This is a genomic window from Streptomyces sp. NPDC006365 (assembly GCF_042870755.1).
GTDB classification, from domain to species: Bacteria; Actinomycetota; Actinomycetes; order Streptomycetales; family Streptomycetaceae; genus Streptomyces; species Streptomyces xiangluensis.
This window is the reverse complement of sequence record NZ_JBIAHS010000006.1, coordinates 414,110-431,988: the sequence shown is the minus strand read 5'-3', so window position 1 is coordinate 431,988 and position 17,879 is coordinate 414,110. Positions and strand designations below refer to the sequence as shown.

Annotated in this window: 18 protein-coding genes; 5 read left to right on the top strand and 13 right to left on the bottom strand. The window is 70.0% G+C overall.

All coding sequences use genetic code 11. From position 1 onward, the window contains the following. Positions 1-19: 19 nt before the first annotated feature. The 9 genes from ACFYO0_RS20250 to ACFYO0_RS20210 form a co-directional block, all read right to left on the bottom strand. Positions 20-1,198 (bottom strand): tyrosine-type recombinase/integrase, encoded by a 1,179-nt coding sequence (locus ACFYO0_RS20250; protein WP_388677545.1) that lies wholly within the window; start codon positions 1,196-1,198, stop codon positions 20-22. Positions 1,199-1,558: 360 nt separating this feature from the next. Next, positions 1,559-2,932, bottom strand: coding sequence for an 8-oxoguanine deaminase (locus ACFYO0_RS20245; protein WP_388677542.1), 1,374 nt, complete (start codon positions 2,930-2,932; stop codon positions 1,559-1,561). Between the two features lie 54 nt (positions 2,933-2,986). Then, positions 2,987-3,880, bottom strand: a complete 894-nt coding sequence (gene pucL / locus ACFYO0_RS20240) for a factor-independent urate hydroxylase (protein WP_388677539.1) — start codon at positions 3,878-3,880, stop codon at positions 2,987-2,989. A gap of 6 nt (positions 3,881-3,886) precedes the next feature. Continuing rightward, positions 3,887-4,228 (bottom strand): hydroxyisourate hydrolase, encoded by a 342-nt coding sequence (uraH, locus tag ACFYO0_RS20235; RefSeq protein WP_388677536.1) that lies wholly within the window; start codon positions 4,226-4,228, stop codon positions 3,887-3,889. Beyond that, positions 4,228-4,746: a 2-oxo-4-hydroxy-4-carboxy-5-ureidoimidazoline decarboxylase gene (gene uraD, locus ACFYO0_RS20230; RefSeq protein WP_388677533.1), complete on the bottom strand. Its 519-nt coding sequence runs from the start codon at positions 4,744-4,746 to the stop codon at positions 4,228-4,230. The genes uraH and uraD overlap by 1 nt, the downstream gene beginning before the upstream one ends. Positions 4,747-4,818: 72 nt before the next feature. Then, the gene (locus ACFYO0_RS20225; protein ID WP_386344954.1) at positions 4,819-5,187 is read right to left on the bottom strand and encodes a helix-turn-helix domain-containing protein; all 369 of its coding nucleotides are present in this window, start codon (positions 5,185-5,187) and stop codon (positions 4,819-4,821) included. Beyond that, positions 5,184-5,435 carry a hypothetical protein gene (locus tag ACFYO0_RS20220; RefSeq protein ID WP_388677530.1) on the bottom strand — a complete coding sequence of 84 codons (252 nt, stop codon included), beginning with the start codon at positions 5,433-5,435 and terminating at the stop codon, positions 5,184-5,186. Before ACFYO0_RS20220 ends, ACFYO0_RS20225 begins: the two co-directional genes overlap by 4 nt. A 339-nt stretch (positions 5,436-5,774) precedes the next feature. After that, complete coding sequence (locus ACFYO0_RS20215; protein ID WP_388677527.1) at positions 5,775-6,152, bottom strand: VOC family protein; 378 nt, start codon at positions 6,150-6,152, stop codon at positions 5,775-5,777. After that, positions 6,149-6,928: an ArsR family transcriptional regulator gene (locus ACFYO0_RS20210; protein ID WP_388677524.1), complete on the bottom strand. Its 780-nt coding sequence runs from the start codon at positions 6,926-6,928 to the stop codon at positions 6,149-6,151. The genes ACFYO0_RS20215 and ACFYO0_RS20210 overlap by 4 nt, the downstream gene beginning before the upstream one ends. An 86-nt stretch (positions 6,929-7,014) precedes the next feature. On the opposite strand from ACFYO0_RS20210, the gene ACFYO0_RS20205 reads away from it, so the two are divergent. Continuing rightward, positions 7,015-8,286: an APC family permease gene (locus ACFYO0_RS20205; RefSeq protein WP_388677521.1), complete on the top strand. Its 1,272-nt coding sequence runs from the start codon at positions 7,015-7,017 to the stop codon at positions 8,284-8,286. A 61-nt stretch (positions 8,287-8,347) separates the two neighbouring features. Here ACFYO0_RS20205 and ACFYO0_RS20200 read toward each other — a convergent pair whose 3' ends face one another. Next, positions 8,348-8,974 (bottom strand): DUF2218 domain-containing protein, encoded by a 627-nt coding sequence (locus tag ACFYO0_RS20200; protein ID WP_388677518.1) that lies wholly within the window; start codon positions 8,972-8,974, stop codon positions 8,348-8,350. 119 nt (positions 8,975-9,093) lie between these two features. Here ACFYO0_RS20200 and ACFYO0_RS20195 point away from each other — a divergent pair, with 119 nt between their 5' ends. After that, the gene (locus ACFYO0_RS20195; RefSeq protein ID WP_388677515.1) at positions 9,094-9,777 is read left to right on the top strand and encodes a TetR/AcrR family transcriptional regulator; all 684 of its coding nucleotides are present in this window, start codon (positions 9,094-9,096) and stop codon (positions 9,775-9,777) included. A gap of 69 nt (positions 9,778-9,846) precedes the next feature. On the opposite strand, the gene ACFYO0_RS20190 is transcribed toward ACFYO0_RS20195, so the two are convergent. Genes ACFYO0_RS20190 through ACFYO0_RS20180 form a run of 3 tightly spaced genes read right to left on the bottom strand, consistent with a single transcriptional unit; the run spans position 9,847 to position 14,575 of the window. Further along, entirely contained in the window at positions 9,847-11,511 is a 1,665-nt protein-coding gene (locus ACFYO0_RS20190; RefSeq protein WP_388677512.1) for a hypothetical protein, read from the bottom strand. Then, a complete protein-coding gene (locus tag ACFYO0_RS20185) occupies positions 11,508-13,781 on the bottom strand; it encodes a hypothetical protein (protein WP_388677509.1) in 2,274 nt (757 codons plus the stop codon). The genes ACFYO0_RS20190 and ACFYO0_RS20185 overlap by 4 nt, the downstream gene beginning before the upstream one ends. Then, positions 13,778-14,575, bottom strand: coding sequence for a hypothetical protein (locus ACFYO0_RS20180; protein ID WP_388677507.1), 798 nt, complete (start codon positions 14,573-14,575; stop codon positions 13,778-13,780). Before ACFYO0_RS20180 ends, ACFYO0_RS20185 begins: the two co-directional genes overlap by 4 nt. 230 nt (positions 14,576-14,805) lie before the next feature. Between ACFYO0_RS20180 and ACFYO0_RS20175 the strand changes: the two genes are divergently transcribed. The 3 genes from ACFYO0_RS20175 to ACFYO0_RS20165 all read left to right on the top strand — a co-directional run bounded on the left by ACFYO0_RS20175 (position 14,806) and on the right by ACFYO0_RS20165 (position 17,878). Continuing rightward, positions 14,806-15,882, top strand: coding sequence for a sigma-70 family RNA polymerase sigma factor (locus tag ACFYO0_RS20175; protein ID WP_388677504.1), 1,077 nt, complete (start codon positions 14,806-14,808; stop codon positions 15,880-15,882). A 227-nt stretch (positions 15,883-16,109) separates the two neighbouring features. Continuing rightward, the gene (locus ACFYO0_RS20170; protein WP_388677501.1) at positions 16,110-17,111 is read left to right on the top strand and encodes an ABC transporter ATP-binding protein; all 1,002 of its coding nucleotides are present in this window, start codon (positions 16,110-16,112) and stop codon (positions 17,109-17,111) included. Beyond that, positions 17,108-17,878, top strand: a complete 771-nt coding sequence (locus ACFYO0_RS20165; RefSeq protein ID WP_388677498.1) for an MlaE family ABC transporter permease — start codon at positions 17,108-17,110, stop codon at positions 17,876-17,878. The genes ACFYO0_RS20170 and ACFYO0_RS20165 overlap by 4 nt, the downstream gene beginning before the upstream one ends. Position 17,879: the final 1 nt, after the last annotated feature.

The window sequence follows — 17,879 nt, the reverse complement described above, 5'->3', positions numbered from 1 at the left end:
AGAAACGCGTCCCGGCGCTTCACCGGCCCTCACCCCAGACCGTTCGCAGAGCGGCGTCGAAGACCGGATCGTGGATGTCGACGTGACCGTAGACCTCGTCGACCATCGCGGCCGAGGCCCAGCCGCCCGCGTCCCGGGCGATCAGGGTGTTGCCGCCCGCGGCGTCGAGAACCGCCGAGGCGAAGGTGTGCCGGAAGGCGTGGGGTTTCACCAGGCCCAGGCCAGCGCGTTTCCCGGCCCGGCCGAGCATCCGGCGGGCGCCGACCGGGGCCCACGGCCGGCCCGCGTCGGCGCCGTGCAGCTGGACGAGGAGCATGCCGTGCCGAGCGCCGCGCGGGTACTCGGTGGTGATGTACTCGAAGTATGAGTGCACCATCGCTGGGCTGACTCGCTTGATCAGCCCGCCACTGACCGTCCCGCGCGCGATCTGCCACGGGTGCTTGGTCTTGGCCTCGGCCCCGTTCGGGTTGCCGGGCCGGTGGCAGACGTGCAGATGCGGGGTGCGGCACTCGCCGCAGGCAGCGTTCTCCCGCAGGTGCAGGTCGACCAGGTGCAGCCCGCACAGCTCGCCGATCCGCAGGCCCCCGTCGGCGAGCCAGTCCACGACCAGCCGGTCCCGGGCGGCGTTCACCGTCTCCAGCAGCTTCTCCCGTGCCCCGTCCGGCAGCATCTTCGGGTGCCGACGGTGCGGCCCCTTCGGCGCCAGCGGGTTCGTGGGCAGTGGCGACTTCACGTGACCGAGGAACGAGCGACGGCGGTCCACCCGCGATGGCAGCCGGGACCTGTCGAGCTTCTTGCCAAGTTCGCCGTTGATGCCGAGGGAGGCTTGGTGCAGGTAGAAGCCTTTCAAGCAGGCAGCCGCGGTCGACAGCGCAGAACGGCCGTAAGGGCGCTTACCGACCCGCCACGGTTCTCCGAGCGGCATGCGGACCTCGGCACCGACGATCCCCATGTACCGTTCCAAGTCGCGCAGTTGGACCATGTCGAAGGCCAGGCATTCGCGCTCCAGCCATCGCAGATGGTCCACCAGGTAGTACGCGTAGGTCTTCTGTGTGCCCGAATCCTCGTGCTCACGCAGGAACCGGTCTGCCTCCGTGTGCAGCGTGCCCTCGGGCCAGACGATCGTCCATGACCGCCGCCCGTCCTTCCTCTCGATCCGCTGGACCCTCAAGTCCCCCACCACGACGTGCCGTACCACTTGTCCTCCGTACCGACTCCGGAACATGACAGACGTCCCTGTCCCGGTCGGTAAACGAGCCCATGACGTCCTGGTCACAGGCCCAGACGGACATCACGGGCGGCACTACCCGCGGTCGGTAAAGTCGACGTCGAGCAACAACAGCGGTTGGTCAGTCATGAATCGTGATTACCCACGATGACGCAACTGCACCTCGCGGCGCCCCACGGCGTAACAGGGCAAGCGGGCGTGCGAACCCGGCCGGGCGTTCCAGGGCGCGCCCCCGTTGGCGCGCCTCGGACACGGTCACCATGGGCCCGCTCAGGTCCACGGCCACCGGCCGAGGGCGGCCGTCCCCCTCGGCCGGAGATCATCAACTGTTCAGGCCTGCGCGACGATCTGCGCGAGGCGCCGCGCCTCCGACCGCGTGGAGCGGGCGATGGTGTCCTCGTCCACGTGCAGCAGGCGGCCGTTCTCGGCGATCTGCCTGCCGCCGACGAAGGACGCGGTGACCGGTGCCGCCGCGCCGAAGACGAGGGCGGTGACCGGGTCGGCGATGGAGGCGTGGGCCAGGGTGTCCAGGTTCCAGAGCACCAGGTCGGCGAGCTTGCCCGGCTCCAGTGAGCCGATCTCCCTTGCCCTGCCCAGGACTTGGGCACCGCCGTAGGTGCCGAGACGCAGCGCCTGACGGGCGTTCAGGGCGGCTTCCCGGTGTGCGCCGAGGCGGTTGATGAGGAGTGCGTTGCGCAGTTCGGTGTGCAGTTCGCCGGACTCGTTCGACGCCGTGCCGTCGACGCCGAGGCCGACCGGGACACCGGCCGCGAGCATGTCGGGGACGCGTGCGATCCCGGCCGCCAGCCGGGCGTTGGACGAAGGACAGTGGGCCACGCCCGTCTTCGTACGGGCGAAGGCGGCGATGTCGGAGTCGCTCATATGGACGCAGTGCGCCATCCACACGTCCTCGCCGAGCCAGCCCGTGGACTCGAAATAATCGGTCGGGCCCAGGCCGAACAGTTCCTTGCAGAACTGCTCCTCCTCGACGGTCTCCGAACCGTGCGTGTGCAACCGGACGCCCTTGCGGCGGGCCAACTCGGCGCCCTGCTTCATCAGTTCGGTCGACACCGAGAACGGCGAGCAGGGGGCCACGGCCACCTGCGTCATGGCGTCGAAGGAGTTGTCGTGGTGTTCGTCGACGGTCGCCTCGGTCGCGGCGAGTGCGCCTTCGAGGGTCTCGACCGCGAAGTCCGGCGGCAGACCGCCGTCCTTCTCACTGCGGTCCATGGAGCCGCGGGCGAGGGTGAAGCGGACGCCCGTCTCGCCGGCGGCGCGGATGATCGCGCCCGACAGGTCGCCGGAGCCCTTCGGGAACACATAGTGGTGGTCCATCGCGGTGGTGACACCGCCGCGGGCCAGCATGGCGAGCGAGCCCTGGGCCGCCGCGTACGTCATCTGCTCGTCGATGCGCGCCCACGTCGGGTAGAGCGCGACGAGCCAGTTGAAGAGGTTGTGATCCGTGGCGAGGCCGCGGGTGAGCCACTGGTAGAAGTGGTGGTGGGTGTTGACCAGGCCGGGGGTCACGAGGTGACCGCTCGCGTCGATACGGCGTACGACGTCCCGCAGGTCCTCGCGAGCCTTTCCCGCGCCCAGTGACTCGATTCGGTTGTCGGCCACGACGACGTGCCCGGAGGCGTACTCGGTGTCGTCGGCGTCCACGGTCGCGATCGCGCAGTTCTCGATGACGATGCGCTGGGCCATCGTGCGTCTCCTAGTTTCCGTACGTCCGTTGCTTTCCGTACGTCCGTGTCCGCGTCAGAGGTTGCTGAGGTCGACCGGGATGCGCGCCTCGCAGCCGTCCCGCAGGACGGTGGCCTCGATCAGGCCGTACGGGCGGTCGGCGGCGAAGTACACCTCGTTGTCGTTCTTCAGCCCGAAGGGCTCGAGGTCCACGAGGAAGTGATGCTTGTTCGGGAGCGAGAACCGGACCTCGTCGATCTCGTCGCGGTGGTCGACGATGCGCGCGCCCATGGCGTAGAGCGTCTGCTGGAGCGAGAGGGAGTAGGTCTCGGCGAAGGCCTGGAGCATGTGCTTCTTCACCTGCTCGTAGGACGTCTCCCAGTCGGGCATCTCCTGTTCGTCGTCACTCCAGTTGAAGCGCCAGCGGCCGGAGACCTCGGTGGCGAGGATCCGGTCGTACGCCTCTGGGAGTGTCGTGTGTTTGTCCTTGACGTAGCCCCAGAACTCGGAGTTCGTCGAGTTCATCACGACCAGGTCCTTGAGGCCGGACACGACCTCCCACTTCTCGCCGTCGTACGTGATCTGCGCAAGTCGGGTCTCCTGGCCCTTGCGGACGAAGGAGTGGGCGCCCTCGCCGGAGTTCTCTATGCGCTCCCAGGCGTATTCCTCGACGCGGATGCGTGCCCGGTGGATCGGCTCCTGGCTGGTCACGAAGTGGCGGGCGAGGTGGATGCCGAACTGCTCGGCGGACTCGATGCCGTGTTCCTTTGCGAAGGCGTACACCGTGTTCTTGGTGGTGTCGGTCGGCAGGACGTTCGCGTTGGAGCCGGAGTAGTGGACCTCGTCCATGTCGCCGCTCAACGAAACCGAGACGTTGAGGTCCTTGATGTGGTGGGTGGCACCGTCCCGCGTGACGCGTACGACACGGTTCTCGGCCTTGCCGTACTGGTTCTGTCCAAGGATGGGCATCGTGCACTAGCTCCCTCGGTATACGGAGTAGCCGAACGGATTGAGCAGCAGCGGTACGTGGTAGTGCTCGCCGGGCATCACGGCGAAGGTGACCGTGACCTCCGGGAAGAACGCAGCCTCGTCCCGGTGCGCGGAGAGGTACTCCTCGGTCTCGAAACGGAGGCGTACATGCTTGGTGCCCGCCGGCAGCGCCGGGAGGTCCTTGCAGCGGCCGTCGGCGTCCGTGGCGGAGGTGCCGAGCGCCGTCCACTCGGCGCTGCCGCGTGCCGACAGCGAGACGGGCACGCCCTGGGCGGGGCGGCCGATGCTGGTGTCCAGGATGTGGGTGGACACCGATGCGGTACTCATCAGTCGTCGTCCTGTTCTTCCACGAGTCGGGCGAGGCGGATGCGGTTGATCTTGCCCAGCTCGGTGCGGACGATCTCGCGCTCCTGCTCCGGCGAGTTGCCGATCCGTACCTTCACCGCGTCCCGCATCGTCTCGCCGGTCAGGCCGGTGGCGCAGATCAGGAAGACATGGCCGAACCTGTCCTGGTACGCCAGGTTGAGTTCGAGCATCTCGGCCTTCAGCTCCTCGGAGGCGCCGGCCATGCCGCGCTGCTCACGCGAGCTCGTAGGGTCGCCGGGCCTGGGGCGGCCGATGGGCGGGTGCCCGGCCATGGCTTCCGCCAGGTCGCCTTCGGTCAGCTCTGCCATGGCGGCGTCACTGGCGGCGAGAAGGTCGTCGGCCGTGGCGTACGGACGCCCCGCGAGCAGCCTGCGCCCCCACTCCGCCGAGGCACATGCCTCGTGGAGCGCCGCGGCGGCAGCGTGCTCCTCCAGGGCGTTGAAGCGGGCGAGGCCCGGCGTCGAAGAACTCGAAGTCACGGGACCAGCTAACGCCCTGCGACAACACGACGTCAACAGTTTGTTGAAAAAACCGGTCGGAGCGGCCTCTGCTCAGGCCTCTTTCTCGCGGTTCAGGTAGTTGTAAACGGTGAAGCGGCTCACCCCGAGGGCACTCGCCACGGTTTCCACGCCGTGCCGTACGGAGAACGCTCCGCGCGCTTCGAGGATCCGTACGACCTCCTGCTTGGCCTTGCGGTCGAGCTCGGCCAGTGGCTTGCCCTGCTTGCGTTCCAGCGCCGCGAGGATGTGGTCCAGCGAGTCGGCGAGCTGCGGCAGGCGTACGGCGACGACGTCGGCACCCTCCCAGGTGAGTACGACATCGTCCTCGCCCGCTTGGTCGGGCGGCAGCATCTCGCCGCCCATGGCGTCGACCAGTGGCTTCACGGCCGTGATGAAGGGTTCGTCCCCGGTGCCGGTCACGCCTCGCCCTCCGCGATCACGTTGAACTGCAGCGAGATCCGGGTGGCGCCGGACTCCAGGGTCTTGCGCAGCAGGGCGTCAACGGCGGTGAGTACGGCGTCGGCACTGCCCTCAGCGGTGTTGCCGAACGGGCCGACGTCCACCGCGTCCAGCTCTGCCGCCTCGATGACCTCGCGGGCGACCAGCGCGTGCTGCGGCGCCTCGTCGAGGTCGAAGGGCTCGGTCGTGAACTCCACTCTCAATCGCACTGTGCCCCCAGAACACGCCTATGACCTGCTACTTTCCCCAGATCACCCACCGCGAGGGCGCATCAGGGCACAACAGGGATGCATCAATCGGCTCCTTCACAGCGGCGATGCACCCCAAGCCAATCACTTTCACTGGGACGGAGCCGCTTCGTCCGCCACGAGGCGACCCTAACCGACCAGGGCACCCCTTCGACCTGCACATGGCCAAGCCGTCGGCGCGGAGCGGCTGCTCCTCAGCACGAGCGGAACCCCGACTCGAACACGGCACCCGGCGATGGGACGCCGTGGCACCCGGTTCAGCGCCGTCGGCCAAGCGCCGCGTCGAAGATTGCGGTCCGACTAGTGGGCGGGTTGGAAGAGTTCGATCAGGTTGCCCGCCGGGTCGGTGAGCAGGATCTGATGCCCGCCGGGGCCGGAGACCACGTCGCTGTGGAAGGTCAGTCCGGCGCCGCGTAGCCGGTCGATCTCGGTGTTCAGGTCGTCCACGATCAGGTGGATGCGGTTGCGGCCGGGGCCGGTGCCGGCCGGGGTGGCGCGGGCGCCGGAGCTGGCCGGGCCGGACAGCAGCAGTCGCAGCGGCCCGCGTGTCACGTCGGCGAAGGCGGGGGCGGCGCTGGTGCGAAGGGTGAAGCCCAGGTGGGTGGTGTAGAAGTCGACGGCCGCTTGGACGTCGTCGACGAGGTACCGGACGCCGGCGAACTGGTCGGGCATGGTCATGACTCAACCTCCCGTGGTGTGAGAGCAAGCTGCGGCAGCAGGTAGCGGATGCGGGTGTCGATCTCTGCCGCCGTACGGACGAATGCGGGGTAGCCGGTCCGGTCGGTGCCGTCGGCTGCGGCGGGGTCGGGGATGCTCCAGTGCACCAGCCGCGGATGGTCGCCGAAGTCGGGGCAGACCTCGCGGACCTTGTCGCACAGGCTGATCACGTAGTCGAACCGGCGGTCGGCCAGTGTGTCCAGGTGCCGCGGACTCTGCCGCGAGATGTCGATGCCGTGGTGCTCACGCAGGGCCCGCACGGCACCGGGATGAATGCGGGGTTTGGGGTGGCTGCCGGCGCTGGTCACCTCGACCTGACTGTTGGTGCGGTGACGCAACAGTGCTTCGGCGATCGGTGAGCGGGCGCTGTTGCCGGTACAGGCGAACAGCACGGCGGGTCGTCTCGCCGGTGGCTTCGTCGACGGCGGCGGGGCGGGATCGAAACCCAGCGCCGGGTGCAGGGCGGTACCGGCATGGGCGAGCGCGTGCGCGCAACGCTCCAGATCCAGGTGGTAGTAGCTGTCACGGGCATCGAAACTGCTACGCCGGGCGGTGACCAGCCCGCCGCCACGCAGCAGCCGCAGATGATAGGAGACCAGGTTCTGCGGCTGTCCGGCCCGTTCCACCAGTTCACGGACCCGGTAGTCACTTGAGGCCAGCTCGGTCAACAGCCGCCACCGCAGCGGGTGAGCGGCCAGGTGCACAAACGCCGGGGCGGCATGACCCGAGGACCTCATATAGGCGAGAATACATCAAACACAGTTGATGTACCTTGCTGGCGAGGGCCATCGCGACCCCACCGCCGGAAAGACGGAGGCATGACATGGGCCAGCCCAGCGAGACCGCATCACCCCAGCTCCAGCGGCGCCTCGGCGTCACTGACGCCGTGCTGATCGGGCTGGGCTCGATGATCGGCGCCGGCATCTTCGCGGCGCTCGCCCCGGCCGCCCGCACAGCCGGCTCCGGACTGCTGGTCGGTCTGGCGGTGGCCGCTGTGGTGGCCTACTGCAATGCCACGTCCTCCGCCCGGCTGGCAGCCCGCTATCCCGCCTCCGGCGGCACCTACGTCTACGGGCGCGAACGGCTCGGCGACTTCTGGGGCTACCTGGCCGGCTGGGCCTTCGTGATCGGCAAGACCGCCTCCTGCGCCGCGATGGCGCTCACCGTCGGCTCGTACGTCTGGCCCGCCCAGGCCCACACGGTCGCGGTGGCCGCGGTGGTGGCGCTGACCGCCGTCAACTACGCCGGGATCCAGAAGAGCGCATGGTTCACCCGAGCCGTCGTCGCCGTCGTCCTGGCAGTGCTGGCGGCGGTCGTGGTCGCGAGCCTCACTTCCTCGGCGACGGACACGAGCCGCCTGGACATCGGCTCCGACGTCGGCGTCACCGGCGTCCTGCAGGCCGCGGGCCTGCTGTTCTTCGCCTTCGCCGGGTACGCCCGCATCGCCACCCTCGGCGAGGAGGTCCGCGATCCCGCGCGCACCATCCCCCGCGCCATCCCACTCGCCCTGGCCCTCACCCTGGTCGTGTACGCGGCGGTGGCCGTCGCCGTCCTGACCGTGCTCGGACCCCACGGGCTGGCCGCCGCCGAGGCGCCGTTGTCGGAAGCGGTGCGAGCCGCCGGTGCGGACTGGCTGGCGCCCGTCGTGCGACTCGGGGCGGCCGTCGCCGCGCTCGGCTCCCTGCTCGCCCTGATCCTGGGCGTCTCCCGGACCACTCTGGCGATGGCCCGCGACCGGCACCTGCCGCACGCCCTGGCCAACGTTCACCCGCGCTTCCAAGTGCCGCACCGCGCCGAACTGCTGGTGGGCGCCGTCGTCGCGGTCCTGACCGCCATCACCGACCTGCGCGGCGCGATCGCTTTCTCCTCCTTCGGTGTTCTCGTCTACTACGCCGTGGCCAACGCCTCGGCCTGGACACTCACGCGGGACGAGAACCGCCCGCCCCGTATCGTCCCCGCGGTCGGCCTGGCCGGCTGCCTGCTGTTGGCCTTCACCCTGCCCGCCGCTTCCGTCGCATGGGGCACCGCAGTCCTCGCTCTCGGCATCGCCGCCTACGGCATACGCCGAGCCGTCACCGCCCGCCGGACGCCCTGAGCCGCGCCGCCCCGCCCGGGCAGCGGCCTCGCCGCGAATCGCTCGCCCTACCGCGGGCCGTTCAGCGGCTCTTCGTGGCTCGGCCGCAACGAACGGCGAACCCGCCCAGGACGGCGACCTTCACGAGGACGACCGCCAGGACGCCGCCGACCGCCCAGCCGGTCCACTGCCAGTTGGCCAGGACGGCACCGCCCAGCCCCAGATGTACGGCGAGGACAAGCGCGACGACCGCCACGAGTCCCACCACCCCGAGGTGTCTGCGACGCGGCACAGCTCCCCCGCCCGGCGCCCCGGCGCCTGCGTGGGAATCCGCGGAAGAATCCAGTCTTTGCCACGTCACCTGCAGCCCGTCGCGTCGGCCGAACCTTTCGACGTGTCCGGCGGCAAGGTCCTGCAGCCGCCTCAGTTCCTCGTCGCCCGCGGCTTCGACACGCAGCGTCAGCACACCCGGGCCGGCCTGAAGGGTGATCCGGCCCCAGGCCAGGCTGACTTCCCCGTCGGTGTCGGACCAGTCGACCCGGGCCTGCTCCGCCACGGCCCGCGTGGCACTCGGCATCTGCGCGTCACCGCCCAGATGGGCGCGGGGCCGGTGCCCGAGGTGGCGCCCCTTGTGGGAGAAGTGCTTGCAGAACTGGACGAGATACCGACTGGGGCGTTCCGTTTCGACGCGGGCTTCGGTGGTGGGCATGGCGTTTCCTTCGTGAGGGCGGGTCAGGTCCGGATGAGGGCTACCAACCAGCTTTATCCATACACATTGTCTTCATCAAGCCATAGTGTCACGGCAGCGCCGGATCGTACACTGGGGCCGTGCCCAAGCTGTGGAACGAGACGATCGACGCCCACCGCGCCGCCGTACGCGCCGCGGTCCTGGACACCACCGCAGCGCTGGTCGCCGAACACGGGTTGACATCGGTGACGATGTCGCGGATCGCCAAGGACTCCGGGATCGGCCGCGCGACGCTGTACAAGTACTTTCCGGACGTCGATTCGATCCTGCTCGCCTGGCACGAACGGCAGATCAGCCACCACCTCGACCACCTCGCCAAGGTCCGGGACCAGACCGAGGGCGCCGGTGAGCGGCTGGAAGCCGTGCTGCGGGCGTTCGCCCTCATCTCCCACACATCCCGCAGTCACCACGACGGCGACCTAGCGACGTTCCTGCACCGGGACGAGCAAGTCCACCAGGCACAGCGGCGACTCCGCGGCATGATCGAGGCGCTACTGGCCGAAGCCGCTCAGACCGGAGCCGTCCGCGGCGACATCGCCCCCGCCGAACTCGCGAGCTACTGCCTCCACGCCCTGACCGCGGCAGGCGACCTGCCGTCCGAGGCCGCGGCCCACCGGCTCGTCGCGGTCACCCTGGCCGGGCTACAGCCCGGCCCCGCCGACGCCCCGGAAGGCTCCCCACAGGCCGACGGCACCGGCAACTCCACGCCTCCGTCGGACCCCCACGGGCACCACTCCGCCCATGACCATCACCTGGAAGGTTGACGAGCGAAGCAACGCGCCCCGAGCGGCCACAGCGAGCCACGCGCGGATCGGGCTCCGGCCGCTGCCGGTTCACGGGCGTGGGCAGGTCTGTCCCGGCTCCTGGTAGGTCCGGTAGAGCGGCGACCGGCTGAGCCGCTCCTTCGGAAAGGTCACCACGGGTACCGGTTTGCACACCGGCCACAGCCCGGCCGCCGCCTCGTGCCGCGTGCGCTTGTCCGCCCCGATGTTCTCGTCCACGAAGGTGAAGACGCCGCTCGCGCCCTGCACGCACCCTGCGGCGCAGCGTGGGAGAGGGCTGCCCCGGCGCAGTTCGTCGTAGACGTCCTGGTGGTCCACGGAACCGACCCCGTTGTCCTGGGCCGCGGCCACGGCGGTGCCCACGGCGGTGAGGGCGTCGTGGTACATCACGGCGTAGCCGTCACTCAGGGCGTCGGCCTTCTCCTTGCCGAAAACCCGGTCGTAGGAGCCGGCGAAGCGTCCGAAGGCCCGGGGAACCTGGTCGTCACCGTCCCTGCCCGCAAGCCAGCGGGGCGCGTCCACGGCGGCCGCGGTCACGATCTCGATGTTGTGCTGCTCGGCGATCCGGCGTGTTTCTGGCGTCTCGGTGACCGGGTCACGGCCCGTACTGACGCGCAGGATGCGCAACGGCTCGTCGTCCGGGTCCCGGTAGCAGGAGGGCCGCTGGTCGATGGTGTCCAGGAAGTCCGGCAGGTCCGCGTCGCGACCGGCCAGGAACACCGTCTCGGCGCGGGCCGCGCACATCGCGTCCACCGCCCGCCGGAAGACCCGGGCATCGCCCCGGTCCAGCCCTTTCATTCCCCGGTACGTCTCGATCCGCCGTTGCACCGGGCCGTCGTCGATGCCGTACTCCTCGCCGAACTCCTCGCGGAAGACGGTGCGGAGGTTCGCGACGTAGTTGTCGTCCTGCTCGTCGGCGATCATGAACGTGTTCTTGCGGTCCACCTTGTTGTCGCCGTCGGTCACGTACTGCTTGAGGGAGTCGACGAGGTGGTCGGTGGAGGGCGAGACCTTGAAGAGGTAGGGGTTTTCCATGTCGCGGGAGCTGAGCACCGCGCTGACCGCCGGAATCTCTTTGGGCGCGAGTCCCTGCTGCACGGAGTCGAGCGTGTGGTTGTCGCTGTTGGGAAAGCCGATGGCGGCGACGAGGGGGGCATGCCCGGTGCGCCGGGAGGCCAGTTCGTCGGTCACGGTCTTCCAGTGGGCCAGATCCTCGCCGACGTTGGCGAACAGGAGCTGGACGGCGGTGTCATCGGTGGCGGCCCCGTTGTTGTGGCTGTACTGGGCGACGTAGGCGCCCTGGAGGGAGTGCCGGATCAGGTCCCTCGACATGGCCGCGCCGGGAGTCGTGGAGGTGTACGGCATGACGACGGCGACGCTCACCACGGGCTTGCCCGATTTCCGTGCCGCTTCCCGTGCCGCCTTGTTCTCGTCCTCGATCCGGCCCATCACGTCGGCGAGACCCGGGTCGAAGGCGTACGCGGCAGCCGTGACGCCGATGCACTCCTCGCCGGCGTCGGTCACCACGCGCCGCAGCTCCTGGTTCTCGGTGCAGTAGTCGCGGTTGTCCCGGTAGGCGTCCAGGCCCCACCAGGCCCCGGCTCCCAACAGCACGGAGACCACCACCCACAAGGCCACCACATCGATCAGGCCGAGTACCCGGAAGCGCAGCCGGCTCGGCAGCCAGACCCAGTTGCGGCGGTCCGTACGGCTCATCGCGCCCCTCCCGTCCGCGGCTGGTCGCCCTGCCAGTGGCGTTCGAGGGGCCAGTCCTCGCCGTCCTTCACGGCGCGCGGCCAGCGGATGGCGGCCTGGGCCAGGACCGCGCGGCCGGTCAGATGCTGGGCGGAGAGGAAGGACAGGTCCTGGCCTATCCGGTCGACCAACGTCCGGTCCGCCTCGGCCAGTTCGTCCGCCGCGTACCACAGGGCGTGCAGGAGCCGGTTGACGGCCTGCTTCTCCAGGCCCACTTCCGGGTCGGCCTGGAGTTGCAGCCGGTCCCTGCGCCCCTTTCCGACCTCCTGGCACTGCTCGAACCAGACGTCGCCCGGCGGGCGTGGCGCATGGGCCACGGTGCGCAGGATGTGCAGCCAGTCGACCGCGTCGCCGTCGTCCCTGAGGAACTCCGCGTGCAGCCAGTCGACGACCTCCCGCGCCTCTCCCCCGGCGAGCCGGTGCCACAGAAAGCGGGACCGCTCGGCCAGTTCCGCCTGCCCCGAGCGCCCTTCGGCTCGCTGCCGGTGGTGCTCGGCGAGCAGGGCGTGCGCGCTGAACCAGTCCACCCCGCTGCCGCCGCGCCCGCTGCGCATCTGATGCACCAGCAGGGCGCGCAGAAACCGGTCCGTGATGAACGGCCGGCTGCCCGTTCCCCGGGACCAGCGCTCCCGCTCCAGCTGGGCGGCGGCACCGTCGGCCGCGGGCAGGCCGTCGATCCGGCGCGGCACCCACCGCTCGGCCAGTTGCTCGGCCGCCTCCCGGTCCCAGGCCAGGGAGAACAGGCACAGCTCGTCGTGGTTCTCGCTGCCTACAAGGGTGTTGAGCAACCGCCAGATGACGGATTCGCCGACGCCGTCGGGATGGGTCAGGTCGAGGAGTTCCTCGGCGGTCACCCACCCCTCGGTACCCGCCTTGCGCACCACGGCGTCGCACAGGCGGCGGGCCCCCATGGGGTGGCCCCGGGTCAGGTCGTGTACGGCGGTGGCGATGTACGGATCGAAGGAGGCCTGCTCGTCGCGCTTCAGCATCCGCTCCACGTGTTCCGTGTCGAGCGGTGGAAGGGGCAGGACCAGTACGCCCGCCGAGGGGGCGGAACCGCTGCGCGTCCACCGGGAGTTCGTGCCGACTTCGTGCAGGGAGCGGTACGTGGCCTCCGGATAAGGGTCGTTGTCCTCGTCCGGTGCGTCGTCTCGGGTGGCCGGGTTGTCGTCGCCGCGCAGTTCGGTGGCGATCACGACCAGCTGGTCGCGGGCGTCACGGCTGAGCCGCGCCCGTTGCTCCAGGAGCAGTTCGAGGAAGTCGCGGCCGATGTCGGTGTGCACGTTGTCGAGGAGAAGCAGCGGACGCGGGGCGCGGTTCGCCCGCCGGAAGGGCCCGTAGCGCACATCCGCGAGGAACGCGGCCATCAGCATGCGCTCGACGCCACGCCTGAACCCGCGGCCCTGGTGGAACTCCCGGCAGAGCCGGGCCACGGCCCCCGCACGCTCCGCGGCCGGCACCGGCCGCGCATGCGCGTCCGCGCCCGGCGGCAGTCCGCGCAGCCTGTTGTCGGCCTCTCTGCGGTAGCTCTCGTACCAGCCGACCAGCTGGCGGGAGGCGAGCCTGCGCGAGCGCCATCGGTACTGCCTGCCCAGATACGTACGCACCGCCGCCTCGGGAAACGCCGCGGGGTCCGGTGTGACCCCGTCCGGGGGAACGGGCAGCGCCGGGCGGAAGAGCGAGTCCCAGGTCGAGGGCGGGCCCTCGACCGACGGGGGTCCCATCAGGGCCGTCGCGTGCCGGTCGGCCACCCTCAGCTCGTCGTCGTTGCCGGGGCGCCGGGCGGACACCACGGCGAGCAGCCCGGCGGTGGTCCGGGGAAAGCGGAGCCGTCCGAACCCGGCGACGGGACGGGACAGTTGGGTGACCAGCTCGACCAGAACCTCCACCGCGTGGGAGTTGTTGGAGATCTCCGGGCCGACCCTGACCCGCTCCTCCAGTGCCGCGCAGTTGATCCGCGCGAACGGCACACGCGGCCCCGGCCAGGGGCCCGCATCGGGCGCGTAGGCACTCTGGAGATCGTCCAGCAGGGCGCTCTTGCCGGTGCCGTGCCGCCCGCTGAGCAGCAACACCGGCAGATCCTCGGCGAACTCCTGGCGTGGCCGTCTGCGGTGCTGGTCGCGTTCGAGTCCGACCAGGCGCGGCACCAGCTGCCGCAGCAGGGGCTGACGTGCGTACGCCTCCGGAATCTGGCCCTCGGGCACGAGGGCGGGGCCTGCGGGATCGATCATCCCAGCCTCAGCATCGACTGGATGATCTCCGAAACCATGCCGGACGCCATGTCCCTGCCCACCGACCTGGACCCGGCCTGTGCCAGGTCACCGCTGTGCTGCAGGAAGCGCTGCAGCATGCCCGGGTCGGGCTCGGCACCGCGCCGCGAGGCGTCGGTCAGGGCCTCGGCGAGGTCGCGCACCTGCTGCAACTCGCTGTCGCTCTCGGACAGGTCGGGGCGGGACGCCTGCACCAGCTGGGCCAGCTGCTCGAAGGACAGGAACACTCCGGCGCCTTGTTCGCCGACGCCGACGTGCACCGGAGTGGGCAGGCTCAGGTGGTCCCTGGCGTACTCCAGGTCCTCGAAGGGGAGCTGCCGGCCGCAGTAGAAGGCCTCCCGCGTCCAGAGGAAGCCCTCTGCATTCTGCCCGCCGCTCTGGTGCTGGCCCACCCTGTCCCACCAGGCGAACAGGGCCGCCTTGGCGTACCGGCGCCGACTGTCCCGGTCGGTGTACGCCTCATCCCAGGCCCGGGCCTCCGCGAGCCCGGTGGCGGTCGGGCTGACCAGCGGTGGCACGGCACCGGAATCGTTGTGCACGGCGATCCAGCCGAGTGCGGCAAGGCGTTCGACGATGCCCTCGACCAGTTCCAGGCTGCACCGCTCATGGTGTGCGTATGCGTCGCTGGCCACGCGCCGGCCGACGACGCCGCCGCTCTCTTCGGCCAGCCAGAGAAGAAAACGCGCGGACGCGGCTCCCGTCTCGTCGTACACGGGGGAGAGACCATCCGTGGGCACTGCCCGGGATCCGATCATCGTCCGCCCCCAACTCCCGTGACCAGCCATGGCCGTTCGTCTTCCCCGAAGTGCGGAGCCACACACGTGGCACATGGGGTTCCTTCAGATCTCCACGACCGGCCTTCGGCGGTAACCGCCGGAGGCACCACGCATCCCCCTCCACAAGCCCGACTACCGGACGGTAATGTCGCCCCACCCCGCCGGACGGTACGAGCACGAGGCCGGTGGATGAGCGCGAAGGGGCCCTCATGGCGACGGACATGCCTGCGGAGACCATGCCTGCACAGACGACGGCGGCCGACGACCGTTGGCAGCGCATGTGGAGCCACCGCGAGCACCTGCTCAAAGTGGCCCGGCGCAGGTCGATGAGCCTGGAGGACGCCGAGGACGCCGTTCACGAGGCGATGCTGCGCGCAGCGGAACGCCCCGACCTGGACGACGAGCGACTCGCGGCCTGGCTGACGACGGTGACGATGCGGCTGTGCGTGGACCGCTACCGGCAGGTCAACCGCGAGGCCGAGGTCCGCACGAGCCCGACCCTGATCGCACCCGGACCGGTGCCCGTCGAGGAGGCGGTGTGCGACCGGGCCGAGGCCATGTGGCTGGCCGTCCGCAGCGGCGAGCTGCCCGCACGCCAGGCGGAGGCGCTGCGGCTGAAGTCCGAGGACCTGGACGTCGGTGAGGTCGCCGTACAGATGGGGCTCAGCTACCGGACCGTTGAGTCGCTGCTGGCCCGGGCCCGGCGGACGCTGCGCAACTCACTGGCGGCGACGCTGGGGCTCGCGCTGTTCCTGATCGGGCGGGGGCAACCGCGCGGGGGAGGCAGGACGCAGGCCGTGGCGGCCGCCTCGACGGCAGCGACCCTTGCGGTGGCGGGGTTCGTGCTGCCGTACGCGTATGACGGTGACGGGGACGGGTCGGCTCCGCGGCCCACCGTGTCGGGGCCCGCCGAAACGCTCCGGCCCGACGGCTCCGGCCGGGACGGCGCGCCTGACCCACGAGAGGCCACGGACGTCACGGCGGTTCCCGAGCCCGGGGCATCACCGTCGGCCGACGACCGATCGGTCCTCCCCCTGTCCGTGCCGCCCCTGCCAGAGGTCTCGCTGTCGGCGCTGCCCGAGCTGTCGGCGCCGGATGTTCCGCAGGTACCCGAGATACCGGGCGTGTCCGGCCTTCCGGATGTCTCCGCCGAGCCTGAGCTGCCGGGCACACCCCGTGACGCGGCCGTACCGGTCGAGTCCTCCGTGTCCACGAAGCCGGACTCCGCCGACGTACCGTCGCCCCAGCCCCCGATCGACGCACCCACTCCGAGCCTGCTCCCCTAGGCGGACTTGCCGAAGTCCGGTGTGGTTCCACGCCCCTTCAGGGGCGGGGAACCGCACGACCAGCCACGACGGACCCGCGCCTTCGAACAGCACTTCCAGCGGAGCGCCCAGCGCCCGCAGCGCCCCCGAAACCCGCTCGAAAAAAATCCGCCTCCGTCGCGACGGACGCCCTGCCCCTCCCCGTAGAGCAGATGTCGGAGCTGCTCCACGGCTGAAGGGCGGAACGGATGGGTGTCGAGATCTGTGTGGAAGGGCTGACCAAGTCCTTCGGGCACCAGGTCATCTGGCAGGACGTGTCACTGACGCTGCCCGCCGGAGAGGTCTCCGTCATGCTCGGGCCCTCGGGGACGGGCAAATCGGTGTTCCTCAAGACACTCGTGGGGCTGTTGAAGCCGGAGCGGGGGTCGGTGCGGATAGCCGGCCGGGACATCACCAAGCTCCGTGAGCACGATCTGTACGAGGTGCGGAAGCTGTTCGGCGTGCTGTTCCAGGACGGCGCGCTGTTCGGGTCGATGAGCCTGTACGACAACATCGCCTTTCCGCTGCGCGAGCACACCCGTAAGCCGGAGAGCGAGATCCGGCGGATCGTCCTCGAGAAGATGGACATGGTCGGCCTGATCGGCGCCGAGGAGAAGTTGCCCGGCGAGATATCCGGCGGAATGCGCAAACGGGCCGGGCTGGCGCGGGCCCTGGTCCTCGACCCCGAGATCATCCTCTTCGACGAACCCGACTCGGGCCTCGACCCCGTCCGCGTGGCCTACCTCAACCAGCTCATCGTCGACCTCAACGCCCAGATCGACGCGACCTTCCTGATCGTCACGCACGACATCGCCTCGGCCCGCCAGGTCCCGGACAACATCGGACTGTTGTTCCGCCGCGAGCTGGTCATGTTCGGGCCTCGCGAGAAGCTGCTGACCAGCGACGAGCCCGTCGTACGGCAGTTCCTGAACGGCCGGATGCAAGGGCCGATCGGCATGGCGGAGGAGAAGGACGCCGCCCAGGTCGAGCAGGAACTCGCCCAGCTCCGCGGAGACGAAGGCGAAGGCGAAGGCGACGGCGAAAAGGGCGAGGGCACCAAGACACCCGGCAGTCAGGTCATGACTCCCCGCCTGCTGCCGGGCCCAGGCATCACCCGCCCACCCCGCTGGCAGGCGATCGCCCGGCGCGAGGCCGGCCTTCACCCGGACCTTCACACCGGCCCGCACCGGAAGCAGGTGGCCGACGCATGAGCCTGTCGCCGACCGGAGCGCTCAGGCAGTCCGGCAATCTGTTCGCGATGGCCCTGGATGTCGTCCGGACCATGCCCCGGCGCCCTTTCCAGGCAAGGGAGTTCATCCAGCAGGCCTGGTTCGTCGCAAGCGTGACCATCCTGCCGACGGCCCTCGTCTCGATCCCCTTCGGCGCGGTCATCGCCTTGCAGATCGGCAGCCTGACGCGGCAGTTGGGCGCCCAGTCCTTCTCCGGGGCCGCCTCGGTGCTCGCCGTGCTGCGCGAGGCCTCGCCGATCGTCACAGCGCTGCTGATCGCGGGTGCGGGCGGCACGGCGATCTGTGCGGACCTCGGGGCGCGGAAGATCCGCGAGGAGATCGACGCGATGCAGGTGTTGGGCATCGACCCGATCCACCGGCTGGTCGTACCCCGGGTGCTGGCCTCGATGGTGGTGGCCGTACTGCTCAACGGGCTGGTGTCGGTCGTCGGCGTCGCGGGCGGCTACTTCTTCAACGTCATCCTGCAGAACGGCACACCGGGCGCGTATCTCGCCTCCTTCACCACCCTCGCCCAGCTCTCCGATCTCTGGGCGGCCGAGATCAAGGCCCTCGTCTTCGGAGCGATCGCCGGGATCGTCGCCTCGTACAAGGGACTGACCGCGAAGGGCGGTCCGAAGGGCGTGGGCGACGCGGTGAACCAGTCGGTGGTGATCACCTTCATGTTGCTGTTCGTGACGAACTTCGTGATGACCGCCGTGTACTTCCAAATCGTTCCGCAGAGGGGCTAGT